The following is a 16571-nucleotide window of genomic DNA, read 5'->3' as shown; positions in this document are numbered from 1 at the left end:
GATATATAGTTTTGACCAGGATCAATTTTCGTTAACGATAAAAAATATTTAAAGAATAACCCCATGGAAATACGTGTTGACTGAATCATTTTTCCGAATGATTGTTTTCTGGAACTAAATTATGTAAAGGTTATGCTGTCATATTTAAAGCGATTGTAAGCTAATGTATGTAATAAATGAGATAATTTACAGTAAGCTAAAAATCAGCCAGGCGATAATGACCTGGCTGATAGTTTTAGTCTTTAGCTGTTGCATTTTGTTTATGAAACAGTTCACGGAACACCGGATAAATATCATCCTGGTCGCGGATGTGCTGCATCGCAAAGTTGTCGAAAGTAGATTGCAGATGCTCATATTCTCGCCACAATGTCTGATGTGCACGACGGGTAATTTCGATATAGCTGTAATAACGAACAACAGGTAATAATTTTTTCGCCAGGATTTCATGGCAAAGCGGAGAGTCATCGGCCCAGTTATCGCCGTCCGATGCTTGTGCAGCGTAAATATTCCACTGTGCCGGGTTATAACGCTCTTTCACTACCTCATCCATCAGTTTCAGGGCGCTGGAAACAATGGTGCCGCCTGTTTCCTGCGAGTAGAAAAACTCATGTTCATCGACTTCTTTCGCCTGGGTATGATGGCGGATGTATACGACTTCCACGTTCTTATACGTTCTGCTGAGGAACAGATACAGCAGAATATAAAAACGCTTAGCCATATCTTTAGTGGATTGATCCATTGAACCGGAAACGTCCATCAGGCAAAACATCACTGCCTGGCTGGAGGGATCGGGCCGCTTCTCGTAGTTCTTATAACGTAAATCGAAGGTGTCAATAAAAGGGACGCGTTCAATTTTGGCACGTAATTCTGCAATTTCTTTGCGCAGACGTTCCTCTTCCAGCAGCTGCGCAGGTTCACTGTTGCTGATGATGGCCAAATTCTCTTCCAGTGCATGAAGTTCCCGCCGCTTGCCTGCCGTCATGGCTGTGCGTCGCGCCAGTGAGTTCTGCAAGGAACGCACAACGCTGATATTGGCCGGAACGCCGTTAGCGGTATAACCCGCCCGATGCGTTTTATATTCGGTCAGCTGGCGTTGTTGGTTTTGTTTCAGATTCGGTAAGGCCAAATCTTCAAAGAGCAAATCAAGATACTCATCTTTCGAAATCTGAAAGACAAATTCATCCTGACCTTCACCATCCTGGCTGGCCTGGCCCTGACCACTACCGGAACCTCCGCCGCCACCCTGGGGACGTTCAATTCGGTCGTTCTGGACGAAATGGTCATTGCCCGGATGCACGCGGTGGCGCAGACCGCCACGCCCCTGATGAAACATCGGTTCGCTAATATCTTCCGTGGGAATGGATACGGATTCGCCGCTGTCGACGTCAGTCACCGAACGCTTATTAATGGCCTCGGAGATCGACTGTTTAATTTGCGCTTTATAACGGCGTAAAAAACGCTGGCGATTCACCATGCTTTTGTTTTTGCCGTTCAGACGCCGGTCAATAAACCAGGTCATATGCCCCCCGTACTACATTTGCCAACTGTATGCTACGCCTGTGTTGCCGCTTCTCAGGCCCACGGTTCGCTGTCGTTGTAGGCCCGGCAACATGTGTACCGGGCCAGGGTTGTTAAGACGATTTACGTACGCGCAAATACCATTCGCACAGTAAACGCACCTGTTTACGGGTGTAGCCTTTTTCCATCATACGGTCGACAAAGTCGTCGTGTTTCTTCTGCTCGTCGGTTGACGTTTTGGCGTCAAACGAGATAACCGGCAACAGCTCCTCGGTATTGGAGAACATTTTCTTCTCGATAACCGTGCGCAGTTTTTCATAGCTGGTCCAGTTCGGATTGCGTCCGCTGTTATTCGCTCTGGCGCGCAGTACGAAGTTAACAATCTCGTTGCGGAAATCTTTTGGATTACTGATCCCCGCCGGTTTCTCGATTTTCTCCAGCTCGGCGTTAAGAGACTCGCGGTCAAACAGCTGCCCGGTATCCGGATCGCGATACTCCTGATCCTGAATCCAGAAATCCGCGTAGGTAACATAACGGTCGAAAATGTTTTGCCCATATTCGGAATAGGATTCAAGGTAGGCCGTCTGGATCTCTTTGCCGATAAACTCGGCATATTTCGGGATCAGATAACCTTTCAGGAACTCCAGATAGCGTTCTGCCTGCTCTTGTGGGAACTGCTCGCGCTCGATCTGCTGTTCCAGGACGTAGAACAGATGGACCGGGTTTGCCGCCACTTCTACATGATCGAAGTTGAACACGCGGGAGAGGATCTTAAACGCAAAACGCGTCGACAGACCGTTCATCCCTTCATCGACACCGGCGTAGTCACGATATTCCTGATACGACTTGGCTTTGGGATCGGTGTCTTTCAGACTTTCGCCATCATAAACCCGCATCTTTGAATAAATGCTGGAGTTTTCTGGCTCTTTAAGGCGCGAAAGAATGGAAAAACGTGACAGCGTTTCCAGCGTGCCAGGGGCGCAGGGGGCGTGAGTCAATTCACTGTGATTAAGCAATTTCTCGTAGATTTTGATCTCTTCGGAAATGCGTAAGCAATACGGCACCTTCACGATGTAAACACGGTCGAGGAAGGCTTCGTTGTTTTTGTTATTACGGAAAGTGACCCATTCGGATTCGTTCGAGTGGGCGAGAATAATCCCGTTGAACGGCAGGGCGGAGATACCTTCCGTCCCGTTGTAGTTACCTTCCTGAGTGGCGGTTAACAGCGGATGCAGCACTTTTATCGGTGCTTTAAACATCTCGACAAATTCCATGATCCCTTGGTTGGCGCGGCACAGCGCACCGGAATAGCCGTAGGCGTCCGGGTCATTCTGCGCGTAGTGTTCGAGTTTACGAATATCGACTTTCCCAACCAGCGCGGAGATGTCCTGGTTGTTCTCATCACCGGGTTCCGTTTTGGCGATAGCAATTTGTTGCAGAATTGACGGCCAGACCTTCACTACCCGGAACTTAGTGATATCGCCACCAAATTCATGCAGGCGTTTTGCCGCCCATGGCGACATGATGGTGCCGAGATAACGGCGAGGAATGCCATACTCTTTTTCCAGAATCTGAGCATCTTCCTGCGGATTGAAAAGACAGAACGGATGATCGTTGACCGGGCTACGCTCACCGTTGGCGCTCAATACATAAATCGGTACGAGCTGCATTAATGATTTCAGTCGCTCAGCAAGCGATGATTTACCCCCACCCACAGGCCCCAGCAGATACAGGATTTGTTTCTTCTCTTCCAGCCCCTGAGCCGCGTGTTTCAGATAAGAGACAATCTGTTCAATCGCGTCTTCCATGCCGTAAAACTCTTCAAATGCCGGATAACGTGCAATGACCCGGTTAGAAAAGAGTCGAGAAAGTCTGGGTTCCTGGGCTGTATCGACCATGACAGGCTCACCGATAGCCATCAATAGCCGCTCAGCCGCGTTGGCATAAGCACTGCGATCTTGCCGACAAGTGGTAAGAAACTCCTGCAGTGTGAACTCTTCGTCCTTGGCAGCTTCATATCGCTGGCGATAGTGATCGAATATATTCATGGTATGCCGTCCTTTCGTTTTTTAGCACAGGTTAAGAGCCGTTCATATGAATAGTAGAGGCTCCCGGAAGAGGTAAACTGAACGACGTCTCTTGCTAAAACACAGCAACTCTCATGCCATTTTATCGACGATGAGAACAACGTGCCCGGTGATACACCTTCAAAATTAAGCGTAGATGGCAAATGGAAAACTTGCCTGCACGGCTTTCTTAATTTCAATGGCATATCAACAACTCATCCATAAATTTTGCATAATTAATGTAAAGACCAGGGTAGCCAGTAACGCTAAATTCATTTGGCTGTAAGCGCGGTGTCATCCGCGTCAGGAAAATTAAACAGTTACTTTAAAAAATGAAAACGTAAAAAGGTTGGGTTTCGATGTATTGACGGGTAAACTTTGTCGCCCGCTAAACATTTGTTTAAGGAATGATTAATTGTGACCAAACTCAAACTTCTGGCACTTGGAGTGCTTATCGCAACGTCTGCAGGCGTAGCGCACGCTGAAGGTAAATTTTCCCTGGGCGCAGGCGTAGGTGTCGTTGAGCACCCATATAAAGATTACGATACCGATGTTTACCCAGTACCGGTAATCAACTATGAAGGCGATAACTTCTGGTTCCGTGGCTTAGGTGGTGGTTACTACCTGTGGAATGACGCAACGGATAAACTTTCAATTACCGCTTACTGGTCGCCGCTTTACTTCAAAGCGAAAGACAGTGGCGATCACCAAATGCGTCACCTGGATGACCGTAAGAGCACCATGATGGCTGGTCTGTCTTATGCTCACTTTACCCAGTACGGTTACCTGCGTACCACCCTGGCTGGCGATACCCTGGATAACAGCAACGGCATTGTCTGGGATATGGCCTGGTTGTATCGTTACACCAACGGTGGCCTGACCGTGACTCCGGGTATTGGTGTGCAGTGGAACAGCGAAAACCAGAACGAATACTATTATGGCGTATCGCGCAAAGAGTCCGCTCGCAGCGGTCTGCGTGGCTATAACCCGAACGACAGCTGGAGCCCTTACCTGGAGCTGAGCGCCAGCTACAACTTCCTCGGCGACTGGAGTGTTTACGGTACCGCGCGCTATACCCGTCTGTCTGATGAAGTTACTGACAGCCCGATGGTGGATAAATCCTGGACTGGCCTGATTTCTACCGGGATCACCTACAAATTCTGATAATGCATCTTTCCAGGGCATTTTGTGCATAAAAACAGGGCGTCACGCCCTGTTTTGCATTACGGTGGTGCAATACCTGGGAGGAAACAATGCAACAAAAAATGATTCAATTTAGTGGCGATGTCTCACTGCCAGCCATAGGGCAGGGAACATGGTATATTGGCGAAGATGCCAGTCAGCGCAAAACAGAAGTTGCTGCACTACGCGCGGGCATTGAACTCGGTTTAACCCTCATTGATACCGCCGAAATGTATGCCGATGGCGGTGCCGAAAAGGTGGTTGGGGAAGCATTAACCGGTCTGCGCGATAACGTCTTTCTCGTCTCTAAAGTCTATCCGTGGAATGCTGGCGGGCAAAAAGCGATAAATGCATGCGAAGCCAGTTTACGCCGTCTCAATACTGATTATCTCGATCTCTACTTATTACACTGGTCTGGCAGTTTCGCTTTTGAAGAGACTGTGGCAGCGATGGAAAAATTGATCGCCCAGGGAAAAATCCGCCGCTGGGGCGTTTCTAACCTTGATCATGCTGATATGCAGGAACTCTGGCAGCTGCCGGGGGGAAATCAGTGTGCCACTAATCAGGTGCTTTACCATCTCGGTTCACGAGGGATTGAGTACGATCTACTCCCCTGGTGCCAGCAACAGCAGATGCCGGTGATGGCTTACAGTCCATTAGCCCAGGCCGGGCGGTTGCGCAATGGACTGTTAAAAAACGCGGTAGTCAACGAAATTGCACATGCTCACAATATCAGCGCGGCACAAGTATTGTTGGCGTGGGTAATCAGCCATCAGGGTGTGATGGCGATTCCAAAAGCGGCCACGATTGCCCATGTCCAACAGAATGCGGCTGTGCTTGAGGTCGAACTTTCGTCAGCGGAATTAACCATGCTGGATAAAGCGTATCCGGCACCAAAAGGAAAAACTGCGCTGGATATGGTGTGATGTTGATACGTGCCGGATGCATCGCACCCGGCACACAACATTAACGCAAATTAACGTTTCGCAACGCGAATGGATTGCGCCAGATGTGCAGGTTTCTCTTTGGTCACTTTTTGCGTTTCTGAAGCGTAAGCCGTTTCTACACAAACAAATGTTTTGTAGCCATCATCCGGCATGTCGCCCATGCTAACTGAAAGCGCCGGTCCCGGGTTCCAGCCGACAACGTTCAGATGATGCTGGTGGCCTACGGCGATAATACGATTCAGCGCTTCATCATTAATCACGCTGCAATCTTGCGGATTCAGATACACGCGATCGGTACGGTCAGGGAAGGTCTGAATACCGTCGGTCAGTACATCTTCTTTCGCGTCATTTACTTTATCAATGAAGCGATCGCCCAGCCCACTGACGCTTACCTTAGCGATATCACCCACGTTAAAGTAGGTATGCAGGGCAGAGGTGGTTTCAAATTCGCCATGTGATTCAAGATCGATTTCACAGGTTTTACCCACGCGGAAATGCGCTAACAGCGTAAAGTCGTGCGGCCAGAATTTTTTCGTCTCTTCGCTTTGTGTCAATTCAAAAGTCAGCGCTACGCCATCAGCATCTTCACGATGTGATTTCAGCGTCCACGGCAGGTTGCGGGCAAAACCGTGCGCAGGCAGACCTTGTTGTGCCGCCGGACCAAACCACGGCCAGCAAACCGGTACGCCACCGCGAATAGCGACGCCATTTTTGAACGGTGTGTTGTTGCTCAACCACAGAACTTCTTCTTCACCCGCAGGTTTCCACGAGAGAAGGTGTGCGCCCTGTAATGCAAAAGAGGCTTTTACCTGGGGATGATCGACCACAATGAGGTCCAGTTCATCCAGTTTACGACGGGAGAGGACAGGGGAGATTTGTTCGATGACCGGAAGGGCAAAAATTTTCTTAATCATGACGCAGTCCTTTAACTTCATTTTATCAGGTAAAAAAAAGAGCGACCGAAGTCGCTCTTTTTAGATCACAGTGTCATCTCAACTTATTTGGAGATGTGAGCGATCAGGTCCAGAACTTTGTTGGAGTAACCGGTTTCGTTGTCGTACCAGGATACCAGTTTCACGAAGTTGTCGTTCAGAGCGATACCAGCTTTAGCATCGAACACGGAAGTGCAAACTTCGCCGTTGAAATCGGTAGATACTACGTCATCTTCGGTGTAGCCCAGAACGCCTTTCATTTCGCCTTCAGCAGCAGCTTTAACGGCAGCTTTGATCTGCTCGTAAGTTGCAGCTTTTTCCAGACGAACGGTCAGGTCAACTACGGATACGTTCGGGGTCGGAACGCGGAACGCCATACCAGTCAGTTTGCCATTCAGTTCTGGCAGTACTTTACCTACAGCTTTAGCAGCACCGGTAGAGGACGGGATGATGTTCTGGGAAGCGCCGCGGCCGCCGCGCCAGTCTTTGTGAGACGGGCCATCAACGGTTTTCTGAGTAGCGGTAGTAGCGTGAACGGTGGTCATCAGACCTTCGATGATGCCGAAGTTATCGTTGATAACTTTAGCCAGCGGAGCCAGGCAGTTGGTGGTGCAGGAAGCGTTGGAAACGATGTCCTGGCCAGCATATTTGTCGAAGTTAGCGCCTTTAACGAACATCGGAGTGTTGTCTTTAGACGGACCAGTCATAACCACTTTCTTCGCACCAGCGGTGATGTGTTTACGAGCAGTTTCGTCAGTCAGGAACAGACCAGTTGCTTCAGCGACAACGTCAACACCAACTTCGTCCCATTTCAGGTTAGCCGGATCACGTTCAGCGGTAACACGGATTTTTTTACCGTTAACGATCAGATGACCGTCTTTCACTTCAACGGTACCGTCGAAACGGCCGTGAGTGGAGTCATATTTCAGCATGTATGCCATGTAATCAGCGTCTAACAGGTCGTTGATTGCAACGATCTCGATGTCAGAACGTTTCTGAGCAGCACGGAAAACAATGCGACCGATACGGCCAAAACCGTTGATACCTACTTTGATAGTCATATATTCCACCAGCTATTTGTTAGTGAATAAAAGGTTGCCTGTAAAATTACAAAAACCTTACGCAGCGTCAAGCGGAATCGTGTCAATCATTGCGACAAATCAATCCTGTGCCTAAGCATTACGCGACTGACTCGCCTCACTCTTCCTTTGGGCTTGAAACCACATGGGGTCGGCGCCCCGAATTTTAAAGGGCAATTACGATAAAAATGTGATTTTCATCACGATTTAGGTGCAGCCATTTCGTCGAGATCAAGTTTAGGACAAAATTTTGCCAGTTAGTGTTAATGTTTTGTTAGAATCAGTCACGTAATGTGAGCACGATTAAAGTGAGATGTGAGCAAATGGCTAATAAACCTTCGGCAGAAGAACTGAAAAAAAATTTGTCCGAGATGCAGTTTTACGTGACGCAGAATCATGGGACAGAGCCGCCATTTACGGGTCGTTTACTGCATAACAAGCGTGACGGCGTATATCACTGTTTGATCTGCGATGCCCCGCTGTTTCATTCCCAAACCAAGTATGATTCCGGCTGTGGTTGGCCCAGTTTCTACGAACCGGTGAGTGAAGAATCCATTCGTTATATCAAAGACTTGTCACATGGAATGCAGCGCATAGAAATTCGTTGCGGTAACTGTGATGCCCATCTGGGGCATGTCTTCCCTGACGGGCCGCAGCCAACGGGCGAACGTTATTGTGTTAACTCTGCCTCTTTACGCTTTACCGATGGCGAAAACGGCGAAGAAATCAACGGTTGAAAAAACGATTCAGCAACTTATTCCACAGGAGCGGAAAAATTATGAATCTTGATGACATTATCAACAGCATGACGCCTGAGGTATACCAGCGTTTGTCGACCGCCGTTGAACTGGGGAAATGGCCCGATGGCGTTGCGTTGACCGAGGAACAAAAAGAGAATTGCCTGCAACTGGTGATGCTGTGGCAAGCCCGCCATAATACCGAAGCACAGCATATGACAATTGACACAAATGGTCAGATGGTCATGAAGAGCAAACAGCAGTTAAAAGAAGATTTTGGTATCTCAGCAAAGCCTATTGCTATGTTTAAGTGAATGAGTTATCTAGTATTTAAGCCTGTTATTAAGGGAGGGCAAATATACTTGTTAGGACGTCGTGTTTTAGCTGCAAGTAGGTTAAATGCAACACTGACAAGTATTATCTGGCCTACAATGTCATTGAGGAAATGTAGGCCAGAGATGAATTCAACTAATATTACCCCTGCGTCTCTTCCCAGTCTGCCAGCGTATATAGCGTTGCCCCAGCTGCTGACATCTCCATAAACGCGTGCGCACTGTCCTGGGGCTGGATATTCACGCCACGACAACCATCGGTAATCACGTTCACCTTATAACCTAACTGTAACGCGTCCAGCACGGTAAACTTCACGCAATAGTCAGTAGCCAGGCCCATAACGATCAATTCATCGATTTCATGATCGCGTAACCAGTCATCGAGAGAGGTTTTCTGCCGACGGCCGTTATCAAAAAAGGCACTGTAACTGTCAACTAAAGGATTTTCGCCTTTATGGAACACCGCTGCGATCGCTTTTTGGTTCAGTAACGGATGTAATTGTGCGCCTTCACTGTTCTGCACACAGTGATCTGGCCAGAAGGTTTGTGGCAAACCGTCGAGTTGGCCTGGCGTATAAGGCTCTACACCGTGCTGACTGGCAAAACTGCCGTGATTCGCCGGATGCCAGTCCTGGCTGGCGATAACCGCTTCTCCGCGCGACTGGCACCAGTCAATAAGGCGGTTAGCAACCTCCACCGTACTGTCACCTTCCGGTACGGCGAGCGCGCCACCAGCACAGAAATCATTTTGTAAATCGACCAGTAACAGGGCGCGATGGGGCATTGCAGTCTCCTTAATCATCCGGCGTCAGTTCGCCGCGCAGGTTTTGGCTCATGGCCTTGCGAATGGTTTCAGTATCCAGTTCCTGGCTCAGCAGGTAATGCAGTTTGGTTAGCGTGGCTTCTACAGTCATATCTGCACCGCCAATAACGCCGGCATGGGCGAGGGCGTTACCGGTGGCATAACCACCCATATTCACTTTACCGGACATACATTGTGTCAGGTTGACCACCACAATACCGCGATCGCTGGCTTCTTGTAATTCCTGCAGGAAGGCTTTGTTTTGTGGCGCATTACCCACGCCATAGGAGCGCAGAATCAATGCTTTCACCGGTTGGCGCAGAAAATTGCGCACGACATCAGCAGAAATCCCCGGATAAATCGTCACTACGCCAATTGGTTGTGGCGTGATTGGATGAACGATTAATTCCCCTTCACCGTGCGGGGCGGGTGGCGTATTCAAACGACGAATATGGATACCAGCTTCCAGTAACGGAGGAAGGTTTGGAGAGGCAAACGCATCAAAACCATCGGCATGGGCTTTGGTAGTGCGGTTGCCGCGATACAATCGGTTATTGAAAAAGAGCGTTACTTCGTTGATCGGATAATTCGCCGCAACGTACAACGCATTCAGCAGATTAATTTGTCCGTCAGAGCGTAACTCAGCCAGCGGGATTTGTGACCCTGTCACAATGACCGGTTTACCGAGATTCTCGAGCATGAACGACAGCGCAGAGGCGGTATACGCCATCGTGTCGGTACCGTGTAGAATGACAAAACCATCATAGTCGTCATAGTGCGCTTTAATATCTTCAGCAATATGCTGCCAGTCTTCCGGCGTCATATCAGAAGAATCCATCAACGGCGTATATTCATGAATGGTGAAATCTGGCATCTCCGGGCGATGGAATTCCGGCATCAGCGCCAGTTGGCGTTGTAGATGACCTGACACCGGAATATAACCCTGCTCGGAACGCTGCATCCCGATGGTCCCGCCCGTGTAGGCGACGTAAATTGATTTCTTTTGCATGATATTGATATGAATGATATCGAAAGAGCAAAAGTATATACGTGAGGCAGGAGGAGCGCACCTGATACTATGCGGATAAGGAAATATGGGTCGAGACAGCGGGAAGAGGATTCGTCGAGGTAAAAAATAATGTGGCCGACGATCTGTCGGCCACTCAGTACAAGACTTAACGCACGTTGGCGCAGGTCAGGCAAAACGCATAACGGTTTTGTGGGTCGTTAAACGCGGCCAGCTTGTCGCTTTCACTTTTAACGGTAGAGGCTACCGAGGCAAGCGGTGCAGGTAACATGGCCTGGAACGCATCTGGCAACATTGCCCGGACAGAACCAGACATGTTGTCCATCACTTTGTCGAAGAAGGTCGGTTCATCAACGTAGTATTCCAGATGCCACTGTTTCACTTTTGCCAGCTCTGCTGCTTTGGCAACCGCATCATCGAAATCCCCGAGACTATCGACCAGCCCGTTAGCTTTTGCATCCTGACCGGTCCAGACGTGGCCCTGGGCGATTTTATCAATTTGCTCCGGCGTCGAATGACGCGCATCAGCAACCAGCGTGATAAAGCGTTTATAGCCATTCTCAATGCTTAATTGCATCATCTGCTGCGCTTCCGGCGGCAGTGCCCTGGTGATAGAAACATCCGCCAGCGGTGAAGTTGAGACACCATCAGTATGAACACCAATCGAATCCAGACTATTTTCTACGGTGGTGATCACGCCGAAGATACCGATAGAACCGGTCAGGGTGCTGGGGTTAGCCACAATGTAATTAGCTGGCGTGGAAATCCAGTAACCACCAGATGCCGCCATGCCGCCCATCGATACAACCACAGGCTTACCCGCTGCCCGGGCTGCTGCCAGTTCAGCGCGAATCACTTCAGACGCGGTAACGCTGCCGCCTGGGCTATTAACACGCAGGACAATCGCTTTCACTTTCGGGTCAAGGCGAGCGTCGCGGATTTGTGCCGCAGTGGTATCACCGCCAACATTCCCCTGAGTTTCCTCGCCATCCATAATTGCGCCATTAGCGAAGACGACACCGATGCTGTCACCGGTATCTGCCGGCGTTTTCAATGCGTAATCGTAATAACTGATGGCGCGATAATTTTTATCAGTCTTACTCCAGCCGAACTCTTTGGTCAGAGCTTTTTCGATTTCGGCACTCGATGCCAGTGCATCGACCAGCTTGTTTTCCAGTGCATATTTCGCGGTATCGCCACCGGTTTTGGTTAAACCCTCAAGCAACCCTTGCGCGCCAGGGAATACCTGCTGAGCAGGGATCTGCCGGTTAGCGGCAACAGTATTCAGATAGTTTTGCCACAGCTCACCAATCCAGCGGCTGTCAGCTTCGCGGGCTGCCGGTGACATATCATCACGAATAAACGGTTCAACGGCAGATTTATACGTACCCACGCGGAACACATGGGTGGAAACTTTCAGCTTATCCAGCAACGATTTGTAGTACAGACCGTTGGTAGCAAAACCGTGCAGATCAACCACGCCTTGCGGTGACAGCCAAATTTTATTGGCGAAACTGGCGAGATAATATTGCCCCTGGCTGTAGTTCTCGCCAACGGCATAAACCGGTTTCCCGCTGTCACGAAACTCTTTCAGGGCTTTGCCGATGTACTGCATAGACGGCTGGTCGCCGCCTGCGAAGTTTTTCAGATCCATCACGATACCGGTGATATTGCGGTCGTCCTTCGCCTGGCGAATGGTGTTGACGATATCAAACAGTGAGTTTTCCTGCAGACGATCGGAACTGGCACCAAGCAGCTGGCGGCTTAATTTACTAAACCGCTGAGAACTGTCGGGTTTATCGACGATCACACCAGAAATGTCCAGCAGCAGTGCGCCACGACTGGCCGTTTCTTTCGAATCACCACCACTGACCTGCATCCAGATCCCCACACCAACCAGTACGAGGAAAATAAAGAACAGGTTAAGTACCATTTCACGGACGAAATTCAGCAGACGCCACGTCCATTTAAAAAATCCGGCAATAAATCGCCAAAGGGTTCGCATGTATTCTCCCAACTTAAGGTCACACCTGTCACAGGCGCAATAGATGTGGTTATCGTAATGACCCAACCGGCACTTGTCAGCAGGAATTGCGGACTGTGCTGTAACAAAATCCACTCTCGTGTTAATTTTGTGAATAAATATCACGACAGGAGTTAATCAAATGGATGCACTCGAACTATTGATCAATCGCCGTAGCGCCTCCCGCCTGGCTGAACCCGCGCCAACGGGTGAACAACTGCAAAACATCCTGCGTGCGGGTATGCGTGCGCCGGACCATAAGTCCATGCAACCGTGGCATTTTTTTGTGATTGAAGGGGAAGGGCGCGAGCGTTTCAGCGCCGTACTGGAACAGGGGGCGATTGCTGCCGGTAGTGATGACAAAGCTATCGACAAAGCCCGTAATGCGCCGTTCCGCGCACCGCTCATCATCACGGTGGTGGCGAAATGCGAAGAAAATCATAAAGTCCCGCGATGGGAACAGGAAATGTCTGCCGGATGCGCGGTCATGGCGATGCAAATGGCAGCCGTTGCCCAAGGATTTGGCGGCATCTGGCGCAGTGGCGCATTAACTGAAAGTCCGGTAGTGCGTGAAGCATTCGGTTGCCGTGAGCAGGATAAAATTGTCGGTTTTCTCTACCTCGGCACGCCGCAGTTGAAAGCATCTACGTCGATTAACGTCCCGGACCCGACGCCGTTTGTAACTTATTTCTGATAATTGTCGCGAAACTGTCTGGATTGTGAGCAAAGGCGCAGGAATTCAGACACTCTCACTTATCACTTCACGGAATGAGGGTTACCATACCCGGATTGCATTGACAGGAGATGTCCATGAGCGAGAACTCGATTCGTTTGACCCAATACAGCCACGGAGCTGGTTGCGGCTGTAAAATTTCCCCAAAAGTGTTGGAAACCATCCTGCACAGTGAGCAGGCGAAGTTTGTTGATCCGAATTTGCTTGTGGGTAATGAGACCCGCGACGATGCGGCGGTGTACGATCTGGGCAATGGCACCAGCGTTATCAGTACCACCGACTTCTTTATGCCGATCGTTGATAATCCTTTCGATTTTGGCCGCATTGCGGCGACTAACGCCATCAGCGATATCTTCGCGATGGGGGGCAAACCGATTATGGCGATTGCGATCCTCGGCTGGCCGATTAACAAACTTTCCCCGGAAATTGCCCGCGAAGTAACCGAAGGTGGACGCTATGCATGCCGTCAGGCGGGTATTGCGCTGGCTGGCGGTCACTCCATCGATGCGCCGGAGCCGATTTTTGGTCTGGCGGTAACGGGGATCGTACCGACCGAGCGGGTGAAGAAAAACAGTACCGCACAAGCCGGATGCAAACTGTTCCTGACGAAACCGCTGGGGATCGGCGTTCTTACCACGGCTGAGAAAAAATCACTGTTGAAACCAGAACATCAGGGACTGGCGACGGAAGTGATGTGCCGGATGAACATCGCAGGTGCGTCCTTTGCCAACATCGAAGGCGTAAAAGCGATGACCGACGTTACTGGTTTTGGTCTGCTGGGCCATTTGAGCGAAATGTGTCAGGGCGCAGGTGTGCAGGCGCGCGTTGACTATGACGCGATCCCAAAATTGCCGGGGGTTGAAGAGTACATTAAGTTGGGCGCAGTGCCTGGCGGCACCGAACGTAACTTTGCCAGCTACGGTCATCTGATGGGTGAAATGCCGCGTGAAGTGCGCGATCTGCTGTGCGATCCGCAAACTTCTGGCGGTTTGCTGCTGGCGGTCATGCCGGAAGCAGAAAATGAGGTTAAAACTACAGCCGCCGAGTTTGGCATTGAACTGACGGCGATTGGCGAACTGGTGCCAGCGCGCGGCGGTCGTGCCATGGTTGAGATCCGTTAATTCAATGCGGTTGTTTATTGCCGAAAAACCGAGTCTGGCGCGCGCCATTGCTGATGTCCTGCCCAAACCGCACCGTAAAGGCGATGGCTTTATCGAGTGCGGTAATGGTCAGGTGGTGACCTGGTGTATCGGTCACCTGCTTGAGCAGGCGCAGCCAGACGCCTACGACAGCCGCTATGCGCGCTGGAATCTTGCGGATTTGCCGATTGTCCCGGAAAAGTGGCAATTACAGCCCCGACCCTCCGTGACCAAACAACTTAACGTCATCAAACGCTTCCTGCATGAAGCCAGCGAAATCGTTCACGCCGGGGACCCGGATCGTGAAGGGCAATTGCTGGTGGATGAAGTGCTGGACTATCTGCAACTGGCACCGGAAAAGCGCCAGCAGGTGCAGCGTTGCTTGATAAACGACCTGAACCCGCAGGCGGTTGAGCGGGCGATCGACCGTCTTCGTTCCAACAGTGAGTTTGTGCCATTGTGCGTTTCTGCGCTGGCGCGAGCGCGTGCCGACTGGCTGTACGGCATCAATATGACCCGTGCGTATACCATTCTCGGTCGCAATGCCGGTTATCAGGGCGTACTTTCCGTGGGACGCGTGCAGACACCCGTGCTCGGGCTGGTGGTGCGCCGCGATGAAGAGATTGAAAACTTCGTGGCGAAAGACTTCTTTGAAGTCAAAGCGCATATCGTGACACCTGCCGATGAGCGGTTTACCGCTATCTGGCAACCGAGCGAAGCGTGTGAACCGTACCAGGATGAAGAAGGGCGCTTGTTACATCGTCCACTGGCGGAGCATGTGGTTAACCGCATTAGTGGTCAACCGGCTATTGTCACCAGCTATAACGATAAACGGGAATCAGAATCCGCGCCGCTGCCGTTTTCGCTTTCGGCGTTGCAGATTGAAGCGGCAAAACGCTTTGGTCTGAGCGCGCAGAACGTGCTTGATATCTGCCAGAAGCTGTACGAAACACACAAGTTAATCACTTATCCGCGTTCCGATTGTCGCTATTTGCCAGAAGAACATTTTGCCGGACGCCACGCGGTGATGAATGCCATCAGCGTTCATGCACCAGATCTGTTGCCGCAGCCAGTGGTAGATCCAGATATACGCAACCGCTGTTGGGATGACAAAAAGGTCGATGCGCACCACGCCATCATTCCGACCGCACGGAGTTCTGCGATCAACCTGACGGAGAACGAAGCGAAGGTCTATAACCTGATTGCCCGTCAGTATCTGATGCAGTTCTGCCCGGATGCGGTGTTCCGCAAGTGTGTTATCGAACTGGACATTGCCAAAGGCAAATTTGTCGCTAAAGCGCGTTTTCTTGCTGAAGCAGGTTGGCGCGCGCTGTTAGGCAGCAAAGAGCGCGATGAAGAAAACGACGGCACGCCATTGCCTGTGGTGGCGAAAGGCGATGAGTTGCTGTGTGAAAAAGGTGAAGTGGTAGAGCGGCAAACCCAGCCGCCGCGCCATTTTACCGATGCAACACTGCTTTCGGCGATGACCGGGATTGCGCGCTTTGTGCAGGACAAAGATCTGAAAAAGATCCTTCGTGCGACCGATGGTCTGGGGACAGAAGCAACGCGTGCCGGGATTATTGAACTGTTGTTCAAGCGTGGTTTCCTCACCAAAAAAGGGCGCTATATCCACTCCACCGACGCCGGAAAAGCGTTATTCCATTCGCTGCCAGAAATGGCTACGCGACCGGACATGACCGCGCACTGGGAATCGGTGCTGACGCAAATCAGCGAAAAGCAGTGTCGCTATCAGGACTTTATGCAGCCGCTGGTGGGGACGCTATATCAGCTTATTGATCAAGCCAAACGTACTCCGGTGCGGCAGTTTCGCGGCATTGTGGCTCCGGGCAGTGGTGGCAGTGCTGATAAGAAAAAGGCTGCACCGCGTAAACGTAGTGCGAAAAAAAGTCCGCCAGCAGATGAAGCCGGAAGCGGGGCGATAGCGTAAGCGAGCGAATCTTTCGTGCTATTCGAGTCATATTCTGAAATATCCAGCGGATCAAGAAAATTCGTTGGATATTTTTTTTGCATGGATAAAATTATCGCCTCTAAAG

The 16571-nt window shown here is 50.4% G+C and carries 15 protein-coding genes; 7 read left to right on the top strand and 8 right to left on the bottom strand.

The features are described 5' to 3' along the window. From E0D98_RS27940 to yeaG, 3 genes are all read right to left on the bottom strand, one after another. A partial coding sequence (locus tag E0D98_RS27940) for a hypothetical protein (RefSeq protein ID WP_235381638.1) occupies window positions 1–89 on the bottom strand: 89 nt, incomplete at its 3' end. 146 nt (window positions 90–235) lie between these two features. After that, window positions 236–1519 carry a YeaH/YhbH family protein gene (locus E0D98_RS13850; RefSeq protein WP_000219686.1) on the bottom strand — a complete coding sequence of 428 codons (1284 nt, stop codon included), beginning with the start codon at window positions 1517–1519 and terminating at the stop codon, window positions 236–238. 112 nt (window positions 1520–1631) lie between these two features. Beyond that, window positions 1632–3566: a protein kinase YeaG gene (gene yeaG / locus E0D98_RS13845; RefSeq protein ID WP_131890704.1), complete on the bottom strand. Its 1935-nt coding sequence runs from the start codon at window positions 3564–3566 to the stop codon at window positions 1632–1634. 435 nt (window positions 3567–4001) lie between these two features. On the opposite strand from yeaG, the gene mipA reads away from it, so the two are divergent. Further along, window positions 4002–4748: a scaffolding protein MipA gene (gene mipA, locus E0D98_RS13840; RefSeq protein WP_000163771.1), complete on the top strand. Its 747-nt coding sequence runs from the start codon at window positions 4002–4004 to the stop codon at window positions 4746–4748. Window positions 4749–4837: 89 nt separating this feature from the next. Beyond that, complete coding sequence (yeaE, locus tag E0D98_RS13835) at window positions 4838–5692, top strand: methylglyoxal reductase YeaE (protein ID WP_001186332.1); 855 nt, start codon at window positions 4838–4840, stop codon at window positions 5690–5692. 50 nt (window positions 5693–5742) lie between these two features. On the opposite strand, the gene E0D98_RS13830 is transcribed toward yeaE, so the two are convergent. Together E0D98_RS13830 and gapA are read right to left on the bottom strand one after the other, a co-directional pair. Next, window positions 5743–6627, bottom strand: coding sequence for a D-hexose-6-phosphate mutarotase (locus E0D98_RS13830; protein ID WP_001299317.1), 885 nt, complete (start codon window positions 6625–6627; stop codon window positions 5743–5745). An 83-nt stretch (window positions 6628–6710) separates the two neighbouring features. After that, window positions 6711–7706 carry a glyceraldehyde-3-phosphate dehydrogenase gene (gene gapA, locus E0D98_RS13825; protein WP_000153502.1) on the bottom strand — a complete coding sequence of 332 codons (996 nt, stop codon included), beginning with the start codon at window positions 7704–7706 and terminating at the stop codon, window positions 6711–6713. 341 nt (window positions 7707–8047) lie between these two features. Between gapA and msrB the strand changes: the two genes are divergently transcribed. Beyond that, the gene (gene msrB / locus E0D98_RS13820) at window positions 8048–8461 is read left to right on the top strand and encodes a peptide-methionine (R)-S-oxide reductase MsrB (RefSeq protein ID WP_001284618.1); all 414 of its coding nucleotides are present in this window, start codon (window positions 8048–8050) and stop codon (window positions 8459–8461) included. Between the two features lie 41 nt (window positions 8462–8502). Beyond that, complete coding sequence (locus E0D98_RS13815) at window positions 8503–8775, top strand: YeaC family protein (protein WP_001046790.1); 273 nt, start codon at window positions 8503–8505, stop codon at window positions 8773–8775. A 160-nt stretch (window positions 8776–8935) separates the two neighbouring features. On the opposite strand, the gene pncA is transcribed toward E0D98_RS13815, so the two are convergent. From pncA to sppA, 3 genes are all read right to left on the bottom strand, one after another. Beyond that, window positions 8936–9577, bottom strand: a complete 642-nt coding sequence (gene pncA / locus E0D98_RS13810; RefSeq protein WP_001120535.1) for a bifunctional nicotinamidase/pyrazinamidase — start codon at window positions 9575–9577, stop codon at window positions 8936–8938. Between the two features lie 10 nt (window positions 9578–9587). Further along, window positions 9588–10604, bottom strand: a complete 1017-nt coding sequence (ansA, locus tag E0D98_RS13805; protein ID WP_001170162.1) for an asparaginase — start codon at window positions 10602–10604, stop codon at window positions 9588–9590. A gap of 166 nt (window positions 10605–10770) precedes the next feature. Next, the gene (gene sppA / locus E0D98_RS13800; RefSeq protein ID WP_001259824.1) at window positions 10771–12627 is read right to left on the bottom strand and encodes a signal peptide peptidase SppA; all 1857 of its coding nucleotides are present in this window, start codon (window positions 12625–12627) and stop codon (window positions 10771–10773) included. Between the two features lie 160 nt (window positions 12628–12787). Between sppA and E0D98_RS13795 the strand changes: the two genes are divergently transcribed. From E0D98_RS13795 to topB, 3 genes are all read left to right on the top strand, one after another. Continuing rightward, the gene (locus tag E0D98_RS13795; RefSeq protein ID WP_000339283.1) at window positions 12788–13339 is read left to right on the top strand and encodes an NAD(P)H nitroreductase; all 552 of its coding nucleotides are present in this window, start codon (window positions 12788–12790) and stop codon (window positions 13337–13339) included. Between the two features lie 116 nt (window positions 13340–13455). Beyond that, window positions 13456–14499, top strand: a complete 1044-nt coding sequence (gene selD / locus E0D98_RS13790; protein WP_001297659.1) for a selenide, water dikinase SelD — start codon at window positions 13456–13458, stop codon at window positions 14497–14499. Between the two features lie 4 nt (window positions 14500–14503). After that, on the top strand, window positions 14504–16465 hold the full coding sequence (gene topB / locus E0D98_RS13785) for a DNA topoisomerase III (protein WP_001235796.1): 1962 nt from the start codon (window positions 14504–14506) through the stop codon (window positions 16463–16465). Window positions 16466–16571 lie beyond the last annotated feature (106 nt).

Origin of the sequence: Escherichia sp. KCJ4928, assembly GCF_004352695.1 — a bacterium.
Classification (GTDB): domain Bacteria; phylum Pseudomonadota; class Gammaproteobacteria; order Enterobacterales; family Enterobacteriaceae; genus ECMA0423.
Note: the sequence above shows the minus strand (reverse complement) of the source record. Positions and strands in the feature narration are given on the sequence as shown.

Coding starts and splice junctions, on each gene's coding strand:
- E0D98_RS13850 (WP_000219686.1), bottom strand. CDS start 1,519: ATGACCTGGTTTATTGACCGGCGTCTGAACGGCAAAAACAAAAGCATG.
- yeaG (WP_131890704.1), bottom strand. CDS start 3,566: ATGAATATATTCGATCACTATCGCCAGCGATATGAAGCTGCCAAGGAC.
- yeaE (WP_001186332.1), top strand. CDS start 4,838: ATGCAACAAAAAATGATTCAATTTAGTGGCGATGTCTCACTGCCAGCC.
- E0D98_RS13830 (WP_001299317.1), bottom strand. CDS start 6,627: ATGATTAAGAAAATTTTTGCCCTTCCGGTCATCGAACAAATCTCCCCT.
- gapA (WP_000153502.1), bottom strand. CDS start 7,706: ATGACTATCAAAGTAGGTATCAACGGTTTTGGCCGTATCGGTCGCATT.
- msrB (WP_001284618.1), top strand. CDS start 8,048: ATGGCTAATAAACCTTCGGCAGAAGAACTGAAAAAAAATTTGTCCGAG.
- E0D98_RS13815 (WP_001046790.1), top strand. CDS start 8,503: ATGAATCTTGATGACATTATCAACAGCATGACGCCTGAGGTATACCAG.
- pncA (WP_001120535.1), bottom strand. CDS start 9,577: ATGCCCCATCGCGCCCTGTTACTGGTCGATTTACAAAATGATTTCTGT.
- ansA (WP_001170162.1), bottom strand. CDS start 10,604: ATGCAAAAGAAATCAATTTACGTCGCCTACACGGGCGGGACCATCGGG.
- sppA (WP_001259824.1), bottom strand. CDS start 12,627: ATGCGAACCCTTTGGCGATTTATTGCCGGATTTTTTAAATGGACGTGG.
- E0D98_RS13795 (WP_000339283.1), top strand. CDS start 12,788: ATGGATGCACTCGAACTATTGATCAATCGCCGTAGCGCCTCCCGCCTG.
- selD (WP_001297659.1), top strand. CDS start 13,456: ATGAGCGAGAACTCGATTCGTTTGACCCAATACAGCCACGGAGCTGGT.
- topB (WP_001235796.1), top strand. CDS start 14,504: ATGCGGTTGTTTATTGCCGAAAAACCGAGTCTGGCGCGCGCCATTGCT.